The sequence below is a fragment of the Pseudomonas sp. JUb42 genome, from assembly GCF_024807945.1.
Classification (GTDB): Bacteria; Pseudomonadota; Gammaproteobacteria; order Pseudomonadales; family Pseudomonadaceae; genus Aquipseudomonas.
This window is the reverse complement of record NZ_JANUFD010000014.1, coordinates 42467-57794: the sequence shown is the minus strand read 5'-3', so window position 1 is coordinate 57794 and position 15328 is coordinate 42467. Positions and strand designations below refer to the sequence as shown.

19 protein-coding genes and 1 tRNA gene are annotated in these 15328 nt (G+C 59.0%); 18 read left to right on the top strand and 2 right to left on the bottom strand.

All coding sequences use genetic code 11. The annotated features are described in order from the left end of the window. Window positions 1–18 precede the first annotated feature (18 nt). Window positions 19–726, bottom strand: coding sequence for a glutathione S-transferase family protein (locus tag M2401_RS24865; protein WP_259106990.1), 708 nt, complete (start codon window positions 724–726; stop codon window positions 19–21). A 165-nt stretch (window positions 727–891) separates the two neighbouring features. On the opposite strand from M2401_RS24865, the gene M2401_RS24860 reads away from it, so the two are divergent. Both M2401_RS24860 and M2401_RS24855 read left to right on the top strand, forming a co-directional pair. Beyond that, the gene (locus tag M2401_RS24860; RefSeq protein WP_259106988.1) at window positions 892–1485 is read left to right on the top strand and encodes a TetR/AcrR family transcriptional regulator; all 594 of its coding nucleotides are present in this window, start codon (window positions 892–894) and stop codon (window positions 1483–1485) included. Window positions 1486–1500: 15 nt separating this feature from the next. Then, window positions 1501–2205 (top strand): glutathione binding-like protein, encoded by a 705-nt coding sequence (locus tag M2401_RS24855; RefSeq protein ID WP_259106986.1) that lies wholly within the window; start codon window positions 1501–1503, stop codon window positions 2203–2205. 184 nt (window positions 2206–2389) lie between these two features. On the opposite strand, the gene M2401_RS34745 is transcribed toward M2401_RS24855, so the two are convergent. Next, window positions 2390–3409: a methyl-accepting chemotaxis protein gene (locus M2401_RS34745; RefSeq protein ID WP_409033982.1), complete on the bottom strand. Its 1020-nt coding sequence runs from the start codon at window positions 3407–3409 to the stop codon at window positions 2390–2392. A 1814-nt stretch (window positions 3410–5223) separates the two neighbouring features. On the opposite strand from M2401_RS34745, the gene M2401_RS24845 reads away from it, so the two are divergent. From M2401_RS24845 to M2401_RS24770, 16 genes are all read left to right on the top strand, one after another. Next, window positions 5224–5300: transfer RNA gene (locus M2401_RS24845), tRNA-Met, on the top strand. 167 nt (window positions 5301–5467) lie between these two features. Next, window positions 5468–6709 carry a tyrosine-type recombinase/integrase gene (locus M2401_RS24840; RefSeq protein WP_259106982.1) on the top strand — a complete coding sequence of 414 codons (1242 nt, stop codon included), beginning with the start codon at window positions 5468–5470 and terminating at the stop codon, window positions 6707–6709. 139 nt (window positions 6710–6848) lie between these two features. After that, window positions 6849–7709, top strand: a complete 861-nt coding sequence (locus M2401_RS24835; RefSeq protein WP_259106980.1) for a DUF6387 family protein — start codon at window positions 6849–6851, stop codon at window positions 7707–7709. Between the two features lie 119 nt (window positions 7710–7828). Further along, window positions 7829–8098 (top strand): AlpA family transcriptional regulator, encoded by a 270-nt coding sequence (locus M2401_RS24830; protein WP_259106979.1) that lies wholly within the window; start codon window positions 7829–7831, stop codon window positions 8096–8098. Next, complete coding sequence (locus M2401_RS24825) at window positions 8098–8397, top strand: helix-turn-helix domain-containing protein (protein ID WP_259106976.1); 300 nt, start codon at window positions 8098–8100, stop codon at window positions 8395–8397. The genes M2401_RS24830 and M2401_RS24825 overlap by 1 nt, the downstream gene beginning before the upstream one ends. Further along, window positions 8394–9077 carry a KilA-N domain-containing protein gene (locus M2401_RS24820; protein WP_259106973.1) on the top strand — a complete coding sequence of 228 codons (684 nt, stop codon included), beginning with the start codon at window positions 8394–8396 and terminating at the stop codon, window positions 9075–9077. Before M2401_RS24825 ends, M2401_RS24820 begins: the two co-directional genes overlap by 4 nt. 317 nt (window positions 9078–9394) lie before the next feature. Further along, the gene (locus tag M2401_RS24815) at window positions 9395–9556 is read left to right on the top strand and encodes a hypothetical protein (RefSeq protein ID WP_259106971.1); all 162 of its coding nucleotides are present in this window, start codon (window positions 9395–9397) and stop codon (window positions 9554–9556) included. Next, complete coding sequence (locus M2401_RS24810) at window positions 9553–9849, top strand: hypothetical protein (RefSeq protein WP_259106968.1); 297 nt, start codon at window positions 9553–9555, stop codon at window positions 9847–9849. Before M2401_RS24815 ends, M2401_RS24810 begins: the two co-directional genes overlap by 4 nt. Next, window positions 9846–10058, top strand: coding sequence for a hypothetical protein (locus tag M2401_RS24805; RefSeq protein ID WP_259106965.1), 213 nt, complete (start codon window positions 9846–9848; stop codon window positions 10056–10058). Before M2401_RS24810 ends, M2401_RS24805 begins: the two co-directional genes overlap by 4 nt. Continuing rightward, on the top strand, window positions 10055–10864 hold the full coding sequence (locus M2401_RS24800; protein WP_259106963.1) for a hypothetical protein: 810 nt from the start codon (window positions 10055–10057) through the stop codon (window positions 10862–10864). Before M2401_RS24805 ends, M2401_RS24800 begins: the two co-directional genes overlap by 4 nt. Window positions 10865–10927: 63 nt before the next feature. Then, the gene (locus M2401_RS24795) at window positions 10928–11203 is read left to right on the top strand and encodes a hypothetical protein (protein ID WP_259106960.1); all 276 of its coding nucleotides are present in this window, start codon (window positions 10928–10930) and stop codon (window positions 11201–11203) included. Next, complete coding sequence (locus tag M2401_RS24790; protein ID WP_259106958.1) at window positions 11196–11417, top strand: hypothetical protein; 222 nt, start codon at window positions 11196–11198, stop codon at window positions 11415–11417. Before M2401_RS24795 ends, M2401_RS24790 begins: the two co-directional genes overlap by 8 nt. Then, a complete protein-coding gene (locus M2401_RS24785; RefSeq protein WP_259106956.1) occupies window positions 11414–12295 on the top strand; it encodes a toprim domain-containing protein in 882 nt (293 codons plus the stop codon). Before M2401_RS24790 ends, M2401_RS24785 begins: the two co-directional genes overlap by 4 nt. Continuing rightward, window positions 12282–14078 carry a DUF927 domain-containing protein gene (locus tag M2401_RS24780; protein WP_259106952.1) on the top strand — a complete coding sequence of 599 codons (1797 nt, stop codon included), beginning with the start codon at window positions 12282–12284 and terminating at the stop codon, window positions 14076–14078. Before M2401_RS24785 ends, M2401_RS24780 begins: the two co-directional genes overlap by 14 nt. 331 nt (window positions 14079–14409) lie before the next feature. Further along, window positions 14410–14715 (top strand): hypothetical protein, encoded by a 306-nt coding sequence (locus M2401_RS24775; RefSeq protein WP_259106949.1) that lies wholly within the window; start codon window positions 14410–14412, stop codon window positions 14713–14715. Then, entirely contained in the window at window positions 14712–15320 is a 609-nt protein-coding gene (locus tag M2401_RS24770; protein WP_259106946.1) for a hypothetical protein, read from the top strand. Before M2401_RS24775 ends, M2401_RS24770 begins: the two co-directional genes overlap by 4 nt. Window positions 15321–15328 lie beyond the last annotated feature (8 nt).

Below are 15328 nucleotides of genomic sequence, written 5' to 3'. Positions count from 1 at the left end.
AATCAGCCAGGCTGAAAACTAGACGGCCTGCTTGGGAAAATTGGACGGAAACATGGCGCGCTGCGCCGCTTCGTCCATGTCCTGCTTGAAGCTGAGATCCTTGCCCGCCTCACGGGCACGGGCCGCAGCAGGCAGCGCGTCGATACGCTGGAACCAGCGCTGGATGTTCGGGAACGGCGCGAAGGCATCGGCGGCGTCCTTGAACACGCGAGGCGCCACCCGCAGCCAGCCCCAGGCGGAAATATCGGCAATGGTCAGCTCATTGCCGACGATGAAATCACGCCCCGCCAGATGCTTGTCCAGCACATCGTAATGCCGCTCGATCTCGCGCAGATAGCGATTGACTCCGTATTCGTTGCCCGCCGGTGCCGCATGCTGGAAGTGCACCGCCTGCCCGGAAAACGGGCCGATACCGGTACCGATGAACATCAGCCACGACAGCAGCTCGGGCCGGTCCGCCGGCGAGCCTTGCAGGCGCCCGCTCTTCTCGGCCAGGTACATCAGGATCGCGGTGGAATCGAACACCCGCACCTCGTTGCCGCCCGCGCCGTCCGTGTCGATGATCGCTGGCATCTTGCCATTGGGGTTGATGGCGCGGAATTCAGGGCTGTGCTGCTCGCCCTTGCGCGGATCCACAGGCACCAGTTCGTAAGCCATGCCCAACTCTTCAAGGGCCAGAGCGATCTTGAACGGGTTGGGTGCAGGGTTGAAGTAGAGACGGATCATCGGACTTCTCATTCAGGGGTGTGGGAAAACGAGTGGTAGGCACAATCAGCCAGACCGCCGGAGCCTGGAAAATTAGGCCTTTTTATTTTAGAGCAACCGTTTTAGATTAGATCAGCTGCCGTCAGGGAGCAATCCCTGAAAATCCCCAATGGAGAACATCGCGCCATGGCTCGCCCCAGAGAATTTGATGAAGCCGCCGTGCTCGAAGCCGCCATCCAGTGTTTCTGGATGCACGGTTACGAGGGCACCTCGGTGCGTCATCTGGCCGAACGGATGGGCATCACCGGTGCCAGTCTCTACAACGCTTTCGGCGACAAGCACGCGTTGTATCAACGCGCGCTGCTGCATTATCGCGAGCAGGGCTTCGATGTCCGCATACAACGCCTTGAGGGCAATCTGCCGCCACGTCAGGCCATCGCCACTTTCTTCGACGAACTGGTCGGGAAGTCTTTGAGCGACCCCGAACACAAGGGCTGCCTGCTGGTGAATACAGCGCTGGAGCGCTCGCCCTATGACGATGAATGCAAGACCCTGGCGACCGACTTTCTGCACCGCGCCGAAAACTTCTTTCTGCGCTGCCTGAATGCCGGTCAGGCCGACGGCAGCATCAGCCGCGCGCAACCGGCCGAAGACCTGGCGCGCCTGCTGTTGAGCATGCTGCTGGGCATTCGCGTATTGGCCAGGGCGCGCCCGGAACGCGCGCTGCTCGAAGGCATCGTGCGCCCGGTGGCGGCGCTGCTCGACCCTCCACTCCACTGATGAGGATGTGCTGCAATGATTGAGCTGTATTACTGGCCGACACCCAACGGCCACAAAATCACCCTGTTCCTCGAAGAGTCAGGCCTGGACTACCGCATCCACCCGGTGGATATCAGCGCAGGCGACCAGTTCAAGCCCGGGTTCCTGAGCTTCTCGCCGAACAACCGCATGCCCGCCATCATCGACACCGCCCCGGCCGACGGCGGCGAGGCGATCACGGTGTTCGAGTCCGGCGCCATTCTGCTGTACCTGGCGGAAAAGACCGGCCAGTTCATGCCCGGCGATGTGCGCGGCAAGAAGACCGTAACCGAATGGCTGTTCTGGCAGATGGGCGGGCTTGGGCCAATGGCCGGACAGAACCATCACTTCGGTCTGTACGCACCGGAGAAAATCCCCTACGCGATCAATCGCTATGTCAACGAAACCAATCGCCTGTACGGCGTGCTCGACCGTCAGTTGACCGGGCGCGAGTTCATCACCGGCGAGCACTACAGCATCGCCGATATGGCCGCGTATCCGTGGGTGGTGCCGTGGCAGAACCAGCAGCAGAACATTGATGACTTCCCGAATCTGAAGCGCTGGCTCAACGCAATCGCTGCACGCCCGGCGACCATCGCCGCCTATGCCAAGGGCGAGCCATTGAGGAATCGGCCGACGGTGACGGAGGAAGGCAAGAAGATTCTGTTCGGGCAGACAGCGAAGACCTCACAGCGCAACTGATACAACCCTGTGGGAGCCGGCTTGCTGGCGATGGCGTCAGGCCAGTCGCTGAGCCATTACGAGCGCTTCGAACTTGATCGCCACGGTGCGGCGATCCGACAAGCCGGCTCCCACATAGAGTTTCAAATCAAATTATTGCGTCGTGCCCCACCCGCCATCAGAACGGGTGGGGCAAAACCCGTGATCAGCTCAAGCGGAAGCGCGAAGTATTGTCGCTCAGGGCCCGACTACCACGACTCAAGGTATCCGCCGCCTGATTGACCGCCCGCGCACCGTCAAGCAGACGCCCGGCGGCCTGGTCCACCTGCTGGATATTGCCACTCACTTCATCTGCGGTAGTCGCCTGTTCTTCGACGGCGGTGGAGATCTGCGCCAAGGTGTCAGTCACGCCCTGCACCGCCTGGGCGATTTCACCCAGGCGCTGGCCCAGGTTGGTCACCGACTGCGCATCACTCAGGGCCTGCCCGCACGCGGCTTCCATCAAGCTGACTGCCTGACTCACGGTGGAGCGCAGGCTGTCGACGGTCCCGGCAATCTGCGCGGTGGAAGCCTGAGTGCGCTGGGAAAGACTGCGCACCTCATCGGCCACCACGGCAAAGCCACGGCCCTGCTCACCGGCACGCGCCGCTTCAATGGCAGCGTTGAGCGCCAGCAGGTTGGTCTGCTCGGCAATCCCGCGAATGGCATCGACCACCGACTGAATCTGCTGCCCCTGGTCGCTGACCCGGCCCAGCGCGGCGGCCGTGTCGGTCAAACGCTGATTGAGCTGTTGAATACTGTCGGTGGTGCGCTGACTGTCCAGGCTGCTTTGCTCGGCAATCAGCCGGGTCTGGCGTGCGCTGTCGGACGCGTTTTCGCAACTCCTGGCTACGCCCTGGGAAGTGGCCGCCAGCTCAGTAGCCGCTGCGGCGATCTGGCTGATCTGCTGCTGTTGATCCTCGACCTCGTTCAGCGTGCTGCTGGACTGGTTATTGAGGGTCAGCACCGCGCTGCCCAGTTGCTGGGTCTCATGGTTGACGCCCAGCAGACTGGTGCGCAGCTGCACCACCGCAACGTTCAGCGCGGTGCTGATCGCCGCCAGCTCGTCGCGCCCTTCAACCTGTACCTGGACCAGCAGATTGCCATCGCGCAGGGACTCGGCCAGGGTGGTGATACCGCTGGCACTACGGCGGATCGAAGCTTGCAGGCAGGCAAACAGGTACATCGCCGCCAGCACCAGCACGCCGAAAATCACCCCGATCGGGATGAAGTGCATATTGGCTTCATCACGGAAATAGCTCAGGCGATCATTGAGAAAGTTCAGCGAGGTGCTGCGCAGGGCCGCCAGATCACCCAGCAGGCCGTCCACACTGTGTTCAAAATCGTCAGGTTTGAGGGTGATGGAACCGGCAAACACGCCGTCATCCAGGACTTTCAGCTCCTTGTTCAGGCGCTCGATACTGGATTTGTATTGGTCGTTCCAGGGTTTGAGTTCGGGAGGCAGCTTGGCCTGCAGCGAGCCACCGATCTTGAGCAACTGGTCTTGGGCGTCACCGATGCGGCTTCGCAGGTCACGCATCTGCAAGCGGCTTTGCATGCTGAACTGGCCGCTGACAATGGAGGTCTGGCCGATACTGGCCATGCGCCCGACACGCTCGATCAGCTCGGGCGCCTGTGTCGTGGCGATCTGCATCAGCATGTAGGTTTCCAGCCATGGGTCGAGGATCAGGCCACTGTCCATCGCGATCTGCTCGCGCAGCGCCTGCAGGGCACTCAGGGCATTGGTGAAGCGGTCATAGCCGTCCGGCCACCAGCCCACCGTGCGCATGGCAGCGGTATCCATGCCGCTCACGGCTGTTTGCAGGGCCTGGAAACGCGCCATGATCTCAGGGGAGGCCTTTTCGCTCTTGAGCACGTTGCCGAGGGTCTCGACGGATTTGGTCAACTGCGGAGCCGCCGCATCCATTGCCGCCATGGTCGCTTTGGTCGCATCGCTCTGCACGCGCAGAATGTCCGAAGCCTTCCAGCGTGCCGCGCGGTCACGCTGTGCGGACAACTGACCGTCGAGGGCATCGAGGGCCAGCAACTGGCGTACCCCGGCCTGCTCCCCGGCAATTACCGCCAGCTTGTCCTTATAGTCGCTGCCGATCATCCACATGCTGCCCAGCAGCGGCAGCATGAATAACAGGAACAGCACTTGAAACTTCCTGGCGAAACCAAAACGCCCGAGCAGGCGCATTCCCGGTAATAAAAGACCTTGCATGCTCGTTTACTCCCCTCTACACCTTGCCAAGACGGCAAAAAAGGCTACAGGCAAAATGCCATGTTGCTGATTCAATAGCGATAGCCGTACATCCCCCTCGTTGAGGAATACAGTGGGCTCCACCCATTTTTGCGTTCGTCTCTTGTGGAAAGCGCCGCATCGGGTAGCACATAGCAAGAATTGGACCGTGCCTAACGACGACATCCACGTATCTTTCAGTCGGAAAACCGAACGACTTTAGTCGAGTGCATACCCTGTATTTTTATCGCCCCAAAAAGGCCCACAGCATTATTGGCGGGCCTCCTTGCTCCCTAGGGATATACCCTACGCCGTCCCGCCATCCATTGCTAAAACCCTTACCGGCTGCGACATACGACTTCACGCCTCCCTGCGACTGCGAAAAGAGTCAGCAACGGCGGCAGGGCCTGCCAGAAATGATTGACCCTGCATAAAAGATAGCAACATGACATTAAGCAATGACGACACCTCTGTATTGCCTGTCTATCGGCGCAAACGTACGCTGCGCCATCCGGTTTACCGAATCAGGCCAAGGCAATAACTGTCACTGGAGGAAACATCCGGACACACCACCTCGCACACAAAAGGTGCAAAAGCCAGGTAACAAAATGGTGCGCAACCGGAATAGGAGGGCGGCAGGAAAAAGACGAGAGAGGAACCGAAACACCCAGCGCGAGCTAAGCGTTTGATCACAAGCAATTATTTTTCAATACAACGCTTGACACCTCCCCCTTATCCACGAATAATGCGCGCCACTTGGCTACATAGCTCAGTTGGTTAGAGCATAGCATTCATAATGCTGGGGTCCGGGGTTCAAGTCCCTGTGTAGCCACCAAGTACCGGTTTACAGATGTCTACAGCAGTCTCTAAACCACCTCAAGAAGCCCGCCTAGTGCGGGCTTTCTTGTTTCTGGCTGTATCTCCTTATCTCCCTCTATACCTATCCCCCGTGTATCCCCACGTGTATCCTTTGGAAATAATTGAACCGAGGGGATACAAGCCGTGAAAAGATCCGAAATCAAGCGCCGCCCCCTCTCCGACACGGCTTTGAGCGGGCTTGAGGCCGACTCGAAGGAGTACCGCGAACTCGACTCAAACGGCCTGTATTTCCGCGTTAAGCCGGATGGCCAAAAATCGTGGCAACTCCGCTATAAAAAGCCGGACGGCAAATGGTCATGGCTGGGCTTGGGGGGCTATCCCGAGGTCAGCGGATCGCTGGCCAGGCAAAAGGCTGCCGAACTCCGCGCCGATGCTTCAGCCGGCAAAAATCCAATGGCCACCAAAAAGGCAAGAACCGCCGTTGCAATTGAAGCCGCGAACGACACGTTCGAGGTGCTGGCCCGCGAATGGCACGCCTCCCGTGTTACCTCATGGGATGCGGGCACCGCGAAGCGGGTCATGGGCGCACTTGAGCGCCACGTTTTCCCGGAATTCGGTAAGCGCCAGTACACGGGCATTTTGTCGATGGAGTGGATGGAACTGTTACGGGGCTTGGAAAGGCAGGGAATTCTGGAACAGATGAGCCGGGTGCGCGCCTACTGCAAGGACGTGTACGACTTGGCCCGCGTTACCGGTCGCGCCGTTAACAATCCCCTCGATGGCGTGCACAAGTTCCTGTCGTCCGGAAAACCAGAAAACTATGCCCACGTCTCGGCAGAGGAGCTGCCCGCCCTGCTCCGCGCGATTCGGTCCTATCCCCATGCCAAAGATGTGCAACTCGGGTTGCGCCTGCTAACCCTGCTATCTGTCCGCCCTAGCGAACTGCGAGAGGCTGAATGGTCTGAGTTCGACTTCGATAAAAAGCTCTGGACCGTTCCTGTAGAGCGCAAAGGCCGCAAAAAAGGCCGGGAGCATCTTGTACCGCTGTGCCGTCAGGCAATCGAGGCATTAACGGAGCTTCGCGTCATCACCGGCGCGTACGCCCTTCTGTTCCCGGGGCGAAGCGACCGAACCAAACCACGCAGCGATACCGTGTTTCTGATGGCGCTGCGCCGGCTGGGCTACGAGGGACGCCAGACCGGTCACGGCTTTCGCCACATCGCTAGCACGACACTGAACGAGCATGGCTTTTCGGCTGACCACATCGAAGCCCAGCTAAGCCATAAGGCTCCGGGCGTGCGCGGTATCTACAACAAGGCTCAATATCTAGAGCAACGCACGACCATGATGCAATGGTACGGCGATTTCTTGGACGGGCTGGAGGGCGGCCAGGTGATTCAGGGCGCTTTCGGCAAGAGAGCTTGATCCCCCGAAACGGCAAGGATAGATAGCGTCACGTATTCAATCGGTTTTGGCTGGTCTAGCCCGACGGGGTGAAAAGCAGGCTTCCCACCTGCAGGACCAGCCAATCTATTTCAATGGGAGCGCCTGGGAGGGCGTAATAGTGACAACGGCCACTGATCAGAGCTTCCCGCCACCTTGGTTCAACATTGCGAAGTATCGCGCCGCCAAAGGCTTTAGTGCACTGGAATGGTATGAACAGTTGACTCGGCGCCAGTCCCTGCTTATGCACTACACCCTCGGGGCAAAGGTTGGGGATGCTTACGAAGACCAAATCTGGCGTCTTCACACAGCGCGCGCCGCAGCCTCCATGAGATCTGACCCTTTGGAGCGGGTGCCCGTTAGCGGTCTTGCGGCTCCCGAGTCGCAGCCGATTTATGATGTGTGCGTTTCGGATTTGATGAAGCAGGCTGATCGTGATCGACAGGCCAGGAAGTACGATTTATGTGACCGCTCCAAGCCTCAGCGGTGGCGAGTAATACGGAATCCTCAGGCGACTTTCGACCAGCATTCTGACCTTGCCCAGGAGCGAGTGACACTGGACTACTACGACATTCGGAAACCGCCTAGAGCGGTTATTCAGGTCGATCTAGGAGCAACAGACACTGCCCTGAGAGCCGCTTTCAATCAGTGGCTTGCGCAGGCAAGAGGGGCCAGCACTGAGGGAAATGGCGTGACTCCAGAGAGCCCCGCTGACCTAGCGCAAGTAGCCAACTCATTGAGCAACAGCCAGAAACCTGCATACGACAGGTGGGCTAAGTACCAGATTCTCCCATACTTGGATCTGGCTATTTGGGCGATGGAAGTCAACGTTGACGTGACGTGGCCAATGTACGCAGACGCCCTGTGCGACGGACACTATCGAACCCATGACGACATCAGGAAAACGACTCATAAGAAGTGGGCCGTTCCTTTGATGCAAGACCTTTCAAAACTTAAAGCAGCGGTCGGCTACGAGCAATGATTGCGGAAGCTTTCTCATAGACTTTCCTTCCGGAAGGTCCCTCAAGGATTTACCTGCCGCGACCGCATAAGAATCCATCATTAACGTACTCCCGTCGCCATAAACAACGGGATACAGACATGTACACCACCCCAGTTCATATGCAGCCATCGTCTGCGACTATTCACCAGTTCGATCCAGCTACCACCCTGATCCGCATTCCTGAAATGGAGGCTATTACCGGGATCAAGCGCGCAACTTTCTACAAGCTCCTCAAGCACGATCCGACCTTTCCACGCCCCGTCCCGCTGAGCAATAGCAGCTCGCGCGGGGCGCCCATAGGGTTTGTCCTGGCCGAGGTTTATGCCTGGGTGCAAAAGCGCATTGATCTGCGCGAGGTGGCCGCCTAATGGACAAAAAAAAGGCCAACCAAAAGGCCAGCCCAGAAAAATCTCGCGTTCAGAATACCAGCATTACAGCCCAGCTCGCTCGCCTCATTACACGTCTGGAGATCGGTCAGACCGACACCTTCACAGCCATGCGTGAGCTAAACATTTGCCGCCCCGGTGCGAGGATCTGCGACCTGCGTAACCGCGGATACACGATTCACACAGATCGCATCACGCTCACGGATGAGTGGGGGCGTAAGCACACGGGCGTCGCCCTCTACACCCTCATTTCACAGCCAGCCGAAGTGGTGGCCGCATGACTACCAAGATCCTGTACCTGGACTACGAGGGCCAAGCTGTTCCCTTCACCGCCGACGGCTGGTTACACGCCACCGCTATTGCGGAGCGCCATGGCAAACGCCTCGATCACTGGCTGGAGAACAACGAAACCCTCGAGTACATCCAAGCCTTGGATGAGATGCTCACCGGAAAGGAATCGGTGATCGTAGATACCCGGAATTCCGGGTATGTAAAAACCAGCAAGGCCAGGCTCGATCGAGGCGGTGGAACGAAGCTCCACCCCAAATTGGCGGTCACCTTTGCTCGCTGGTGCAACGCGAAATTTGCTGTTTGGTGCGATATGCAGATCGACGCGCTGATCCGCGGTGAACTTGGCTCCCGGTCCATCGCCCGGCGCCAGGCCGCCATTGGCTATCGCAGTTTGTGTGACGCCTTGGCCATCACGCACGAAACAGCCGGCAAGGCGACGAAACCGCACCATTTCATGAACGAAGCGCGTTTGATCAATGAGGTGATCACCGGCAACTTTGCTGGCCGTGATCGCGATCAACTTAGCCAGGCTGAGCTTGAGCTGGTGATGCTGGTCGAAAATCGTGATGTGCTGCTGATTGGCCAAGGCAAAGACTATTCGTCTCGTAAGACAGCGCTGAATGCCTATGTGCATGGCCTCCGTGCGAAACATTTGAGGGGCGCCGCATGATCGCCGCCCTCATGATCGGCGACAAACGGTCGATATCTTCTGTTGCCAGCAGTCGTTCTCATCGGTATGGTTCGCTCGTCGCTGCAAATTCAGCGAACGGGCTTGGCGGCCCGAAGTGTACAAGGCGCAACAGCGCCCCCATTACAATTGCAGGCGCTTTTCTTTTGCCCGCGATTTCGTGTTATGGCGGGTTGCGCAGGAGCACCCTTGGGTGCGCCGGTTTCCTTGTACGCCGGTCCGCCAATCCTGTGCAATCCGCCACCCTAATCTGCTTGGCGGCAGACCGTGGCGGTTCCTCATTACAAGGAGCCTCACCAATGAAACGCGCCCTCATTCCGTCCAAAATCCGCGCACTTGCTCACCGCCGCATGGCATTGAGCGCCCTCCGCGCAAACACAGCCCTTTCCGTTCGTTTGAAACGCTACAACGCCCACATGGACCGCGCACGCGCCTTGGAAATCTCCGGAGGTGTCCTGTGAGCCGATCAATTGCAATCGTTCCGCCAGCACCAATCGAGGGCGATATCCTGATCGAAGCCACTATTTCGCCGGCGGAAATGGCGTCTATGAATTTCGCCCGCCAAGAGTTCGACACGTTGTCGAAGTTGCTGGCGCCATTTCTTGACATCTACATGTGTCGCCACGAAGAGGGCATCGGCTGTGATATTGCCCGCCACCTTGAGCAGATTCGCACCTTCTCAGGCAACTTCTGCTGGAACCATCGTCATCTGGGAAAAATGCATAACGCTCTGGATGTAAGGGGGATGCAATGAACTTTCACCCTCTCCAGCAAGCCGATTCAGATCTGCTCGCAGACCTGCGCGAAATACTCGCCTTGATTGCTCTGGCATCAGCGGTTATCGCAAGCCCTAAGACTCCGGTAATCGTCGCCCGTGTTGCCGCCGGGTTGATTCAGAACGCAGCTATGGCCTGGGCTGACCTTCTCGATGGCGCGCCTGACGAGCAGGCGGGTGATCTATGACGCGCCCGTCAAACATTGACCCCGGCTACATCAAAAGCAGTGTCCGAATTGCTGGCCTTCGTCCATACGCATTTGATCTGCCGTCAGTGATCGGTAGGTCGTTGGCCAACAGGGTCGCGGATCTAGTCAGAGCTGATTATCCCGATGCCGAAGTGACCCTGATCGAGCAGCACAAGGCCGACCAGTTCGACCTCGCCAAAGACCTCAGGGCCTCTGATCGCGTTCAGCAGCAGTTAACCCTGAGCATTCAAGAGCCCAAGCCAGGCGAGAGCCTTCTGAAAGGGCTGAGCCTCCTTGCGGTCCCGGCTATAGACGCCACTACGCTGCTCCCAAAGCTTTTCGCAGAGCGTAAGCATCACTCTCTCTGGTGGGCCGTACTGAATGAAATGCTGCGGAACCGCGAACTGCCCGAATGGTTAAAACGCCAGGACATCGGCACCGCCGCTGACTTCGAGCGGTACGACATGGCAAAGCGCGATACCAATCTGGTTTTGTTTGGTACCTCTCAGTTGCTCCCAGGCGACGATCCGGCTGTTCTCTCGGGTAACAGCCAAGCGCAGATCGACCTTATTGAGGCTGAGCGGACATTCGCCATTCGCTGGTGGACGATGCTGAATGGGTTACGAGTCAGGCGTCAGTTGCCCGCGTGGGCCGTAAAGAGATCGGTGGGGCACGGGCCTGACATTGAACGGTGGTGGGAAGAGGAGTCTGCCGTTAACACCATTCTTTTCGAGACCGAATCTGTGCGCGAAATTACGACGTCGGCGCGAAGTGCTGCTCGCCTGCTAAGTGAGGCTTTTATTTAAGGCATCGATGTTTTAGCGATAAGCAAACCTTGACCAAGTATTAGCTCGAAAGAGGTTAACGACATGAAATTCAAAAATGCTGAGTTATCGGCAGCGCTACCGGCTTGCCCGGAGAAAGCCAAAGAACTCTGGTACGTCACCCACCCGAAAGTGCCCAAAGCGCTGCTGGGACCGTTTCTTACCGCCGCCGATGCTGAGTGTGGGCGCGTAGTTATGCGAAGTTCTGATGCGCAAGTAACGACCAGTCTCGTTGACGGTATCGACGACATTACCTACGGGCACGCCGCTAACAACGGAAGCGTCTGCCGGGCTTTTGCCAGAGGTGCGGCCCATGGGTGACGTTATCCAATTCGACCCGCTCGCAAGCGTCATCCGCGACGACGTGCCGCCACACATGGACAACTACGGTCATGCCCTGCTGATCGGCGCGTTTAGCGATCTGGTCAAGCTGCGCGACAGTGCCACCAACGAGCACAGCCGTGAGCAGACTGACGCCATCGTGAAGCAGATCGGCGCCGTGCTGGCGCGTTACGAACCGGAGGGCGCGGCATGACGGACGCCACCATTCTGTTTCGAGACGCGCTCCAAGCAGCGTTTGGGCCGCTCGACTGGCTGCCGGAGGGCGACGGAACAATTCGCAGATTTTTTGTGCCAGGTGACAAGGCCGGCACAACCAACGGCTGGTACTGCCTCTTTGCAGATGGCATTGCCTCGGGTGCCTTCGGCTCTTGGAAGCTAGGCGGCACTTCGACGTGGTGTAGCCGCGAGCCTGCAGACCCTCGTGAAGCTGAGCAGGTGCGCCAGCGCATCGCCCAGGCGCGGGCCCAGCGTGAGGCGCAACAGCTTAAGCACCGACAGCAAGCCGCAGCGAAGGCGCGCCGCTGGTGGCGTGATGCGCGGCGGGCAGATCCTGCACATCCCTACCTTCTCGCCAAAGGGGTTCGACCGCATGGCCTGCGCCAGCGAGGAGACGAACTGCTGATCCCTCTCTACAGCAACGGGGAGCTGGTCAACCTGCAGCGCATCGGACCGGACGGCACGAAGCGGTTTGTGTACCAAGGCAAGGTCAAGGCCAGCTATTCGCCCTTAGGCGTAGTTTCGCCCGGTCGGCCGCTTTGCATCTGCGAGGGCTGGGCGACCGGCGCCACGCTTCATCAGGACGGCGGCTACACCGTCGCGGCGGCGATGAATGCGGGCAACCTCAAGTCTGTGGCGCAGGCGCTGCGATCGAAATACCCCAACGTGGAAATCATCATCGCTGCTGACGATGACCGCCTTACCGAGGGAAATCCCGGCCGAACCTTTGCCAACGAAGCTGCCGCAGCCTCGGGTGCGCTGGTGACGTTCCCTGAGTGGCCGGCCGATGCGCCTGACACGTTGACGGACTTCAACGATCTGGCCGTTTGGAGTAAAGCCCATGGCATCGCCTGAAAAAAATGTAATCAATCTGCGCCCCGAAGCTCCCACGGTCGAACCTGATCGACCGTGCTGGGGTGTGTATGAGCACTGGGTAACGAACGAGAAAGGCCGCAGATTGCGCCCCGGCGTGTACTGGCACGGCTTCAAGCGCGCCGCCGCCGACGAAGACAGCGACGACGATAAGACAGACCGCCCGATCACTGATGAATGGATCGCCACTCCTGTGACCGTCGCCGCTCGCACCACCAATAGCGATGACGGAAGCGAAGGCCGCCTCCTCCGCCTGCTGACCGAGAGCGGCACCAAGGAGTGGATCATCCCCATGGAGGTGTTCGGCGGTAGTGGCGAGGACGCCAGGCGCCAATTGTTCGGCATGGGCGTCATCATCGCTCTCAAGAAACGCGGCCAGTTCATGGAATATCTGCTGGAGCAGCGCCCCTCCGAAGTGTTCGCCACCACGTGTCGACCGGGCTGGCATGAGTCGGGCGCCTTTGTTCTCCCAGGTCGCACCATTGGCAGCGATAAGGTTCGCTATCAGGCCAGTGGCAAAGGGCAGAACCTTTTCAGCCGGCGCGGTGACCTTGAGGGTTGGAAAGCCGAAGTCGCCGCCAAATGCGAGGGCAACCCGGTACTGACGCTGGCCATCGGCTGCGCGCTGGCCGGCCCACTGCTGAGTCTGGTAGGCGTGCTGGGTGGCGGTGTTCACTTGGTGGGCGACAGCTCCAGTGGTAAGTCACTGGCGCAACTGATCGGCTCGTCGGTATGGGGCGACCCGGGCATATTCGCGGCGAGCTGGGATATGACTCGGGGCGGTTTGGAGATTGAAGCGTCAAGCCGCAACGACACCATGCTTCCTCTCGACGAGATCAAGCGTGCAGACCCTAAGCGGGTACAGGAGATGGCCTATTCGCTGGCCAACGGCCAAGGCAAGGGCACCATGACCCGTGAGCGAGAGGCGCGCGGCAAATTGAGCTGGCGGCTCCTGGCGCTTTCCAGCGGCGAACGCTCACTGTCCGAGCATGCCGCCATCAGTGGCAATGCCGCCCATGCTGGCGCCGAGTTGCGCATGGTGGACGTGAACGCCGGTACACGTACCCATCGCGCCTTTGACGAATTACACGGCCTTGAGGGTGCAGATTTCCACCGCCTGCTGACTGTCGCCGTGGGAGCGGACCATGGGCACTTAGGCCCGGCATTCGTGGAGAAACTGCTGGCCAGCGACTACCGCCCCGGCCTGCTGGAGGACTTCGCAGGTATTCGCTCCAAGTTCATCGAGGACAACGCCCAGGCCGGGCGGGTAGCTGACCGGTTCGCCGTCATCGCTCTGGCGGGAGAAATGGCCATCGCCTACGGCCTACTGCCTTGGGCGCCAGGCAGCGCCCTGGCCGACTGCCAGTTGCTCTATGGCGAGTGGTTAAGCAGGGTCGGCAGCGGCAACGCCGAAGACCGTCAAATCCTATCCGGCATTCTCGACTTCATCGACAAGCACGGCAGCAGCCGTTTCTCGGACGTGGACGATCAGACGCCAGACACCAAGGTATTCAACCGGGCCGGTTACTGGGAGCTGACAGCGGGAAAACGCCTGTACCTGTTTAACAAGTCGTCGCTGATCGAGGCGGCACATGGATATGGCTTGTCCCGAATCATCAAAGCACTGGAAGGCGCCGAAGTGCTGGCCAAACGAGACGCCGACCGCAAGCGCAGCACCAAAAATTACCGTCTGCCCGGCGGCGGTCAGACACGCCTATATGTGATCGACCCTGAGTGCCTGGATGCGGAGGTAAGCCCTCAATGACTGTAGCCAATGTACATAGGAACCTAGAAACGGTGGCAACAGTGGCAACGGTGGCAACGCCCTTTAGATCCGGCGCTTTGCAGCGTTGCCACCTAATAAAAGAAGTGGCAACAGGTGGCAACACAAACACGTTTTTGAATATAGGCGACGCCATTTCAACGACCTACCGGTTATATCAGTTGCCACAAATAAACCGGTGGCAACGAACTGGCAGCAAATTCGACAGCTGGAGGCCACGTATTCCGGAGCTGTTGCCACCGTTGCCACTGTTGCCACGTTTTTTGAAATCACAGCAACACTTGGATCTAGGTCATCTCGCCGAGGTGGCGCGATGAGCCTACTTTCCGAACTGCTCAATCACATGCCGCCCAGCGTCGCAGGCGCTGAAAAACCGGCACCGGCGAGCCGCACGACGGATCGTCCGCGTTTGGTGTTGGTCGAGCGCCCCACCCGATCGCCGCCAAGCCTCTACACGAACGCCGCCGCTGCCACGCCTGAATGGCGCCAGGCACGCGACCTTTACGTCAACCACATCATGTCCTGCAGGTCCTGCTACTCGCCCGCCGCCCGCCATTGCCGGGCCGGCGCCGAGTTGCGCGCCACCTATGACCAAACACCTATGGAGAAAAACCAATGATTCCAAAGCTCGTCAACGACCTATGGGCTATCGCGTCGAAGCCTGGCGTCACCCCTGGAACTCTTCTGATCGTCACTCGCCGGACGTGCCGCATATGGGTGGCAATGCAGGATCAGATTTACTCGGAGCGGCGCGAATATATGCGGTGTGCGAAAACACTTAGAAAGCGCCTGCCGTACTCTCGCCTTGATGTGGAGCTGCTTGAAATGTGCGCCGATAACCACAGGAGCGCCGAACTCGAAATGTCCCGCAAAAACCTTGCTCGTTTTGGCTATTGCATGGAAGGCGACGGAACTAAGGTCGCTGGTGCCCTGGGGTTTGATCGCCTATGCGACATCCTCAACGTTAACCCCGTACACCGCGCCAAGCTCCGTCGGGCGAAGCACAAGACACTGCGTGGGCTGGTCTTCGAGGCCCGCATTGAAGACAGCGCCGACGTGAAAAACCAGCAACGCTCGGGCGGCCCGCTTTGCGAGGCGTTTTACTCTGCCTATTGCGACGGAATTTTGCAGGGCAGTTTGAAGGATATGGGGCAGCAGCCGGTTATACCGGTAGAGAAGAGCTTCGACATGACGAATGTCCTTCCATTCCCAACGATCCACTGACCATGAGT

Bases quoted from the DNA above. Each gene is read 5' to 3' on its own strand.
- M2401_RS24815 (WP_259106971.1), top strand. From the start codon at position 9,395: ATGAAACGCGCCCTCATTCCGTCCAAAATCCGCGCACTTGCTCACCGC.
- M2401_RS24855 (WP_259106986.1), top strand. From the start codon at position 1,501: ATGATTGAGCTGTATTACTGGCCGACACCCAACGGCCACAAAATCACC.
- M2401_RS34745 (WP_409033982.1), bottom strand. From the start codon at position 3,409: ATGTACCTGTTTGCCTGCCTGCAAGCTTCGATCCGCCGTAGTGCCAGC.
- M2401_RS24805 (WP_259106965.1), top strand. From the start codon at position 9,846: ATGAACTTTCACCCTCTCCAGCAAGCCGATTCAGATCTGCTCGCAGAC.
- M2401_RS24795 (WP_259106960.1), top strand. From the start codon at position 10,928: ATGAAATTCAAAAATGCTGAGTTATCGGCAGCGCTACCGGCTTGCCCG.
- M2401_RS24800 (WP_259106963.1), top strand. From the start codon at position 10,055: ATGACGCGCCCGTCAAACATTGACCCCGGCTACATCAAAAGCAGTGTC.
- M2401_RS24780 (WP_259106952.1), top strand. From the start codon at position 12,282: ATGGCATCGCCTGAAAAAAATGTAATCAATCTGCGCCCCGAAGCTCCC.
- M2401_RS24790 (WP_259106958.1), top strand. From the start codon at position 11,196: ATGGGTGACGTTATCCAATTCGACCCGCTCGCAAGCGTCATCCGCGAC.
- M2401_RS24865 (WP_259106990.1), bottom strand. From the start codon at position 726: ATGATCCGTCTCTACTTCAACCCTGCACCCAACCCGTTCAAGATCGCT.
- M2401_RS24770 (WP_259106946.1), top strand. From the start codon at position 14,712: ATGATTCCAAAGCTCGTCAACGACCTATGGGCTATCGCGTCGAAGCCT.
- M2401_RS24860 (WP_259106988.1), top strand. From the start codon at position 892: ATGGCTCGCCCCAGAGAATTTGATGAAGCCGCCGTGCTCGAAGCCGCC.
- M2401_RS24775 (WP_259106949.1), top strand. From the start codon at position 14,410: ATGAGCCTACTTTCCGAACTGCTCAATCACATGCCGCCCAGCGTCGCA.
- M2401_RS24820 (WP_259106973.1), top strand. From the start codon at position 8,394: ATGACTACCAAGATCCTGTACCTGGACTACGAGGGCCAAGCTGTTCCC.
- M2401_RS24785 (WP_259106956.1), top strand. From the start codon at position 11,414: ATGACGGACGCCACCATTCTGTTTCGAGACGCGCTCCAAGCAGCGTTT.
- M2401_RS24830 (WP_259106979.1), top strand. From the start codon at position 7,829: ATGTACACCACCCCAGTTCATATGCAGCCATCGTCTGCGACTATTCAC.
- M2401_RS24825 (WP_259106976.1), top strand. From the start codon at position 8,098: ATGGACAAAAAAAAGGCCAACCAAAAGGCCAGCCCAGAAAAATCTCGC.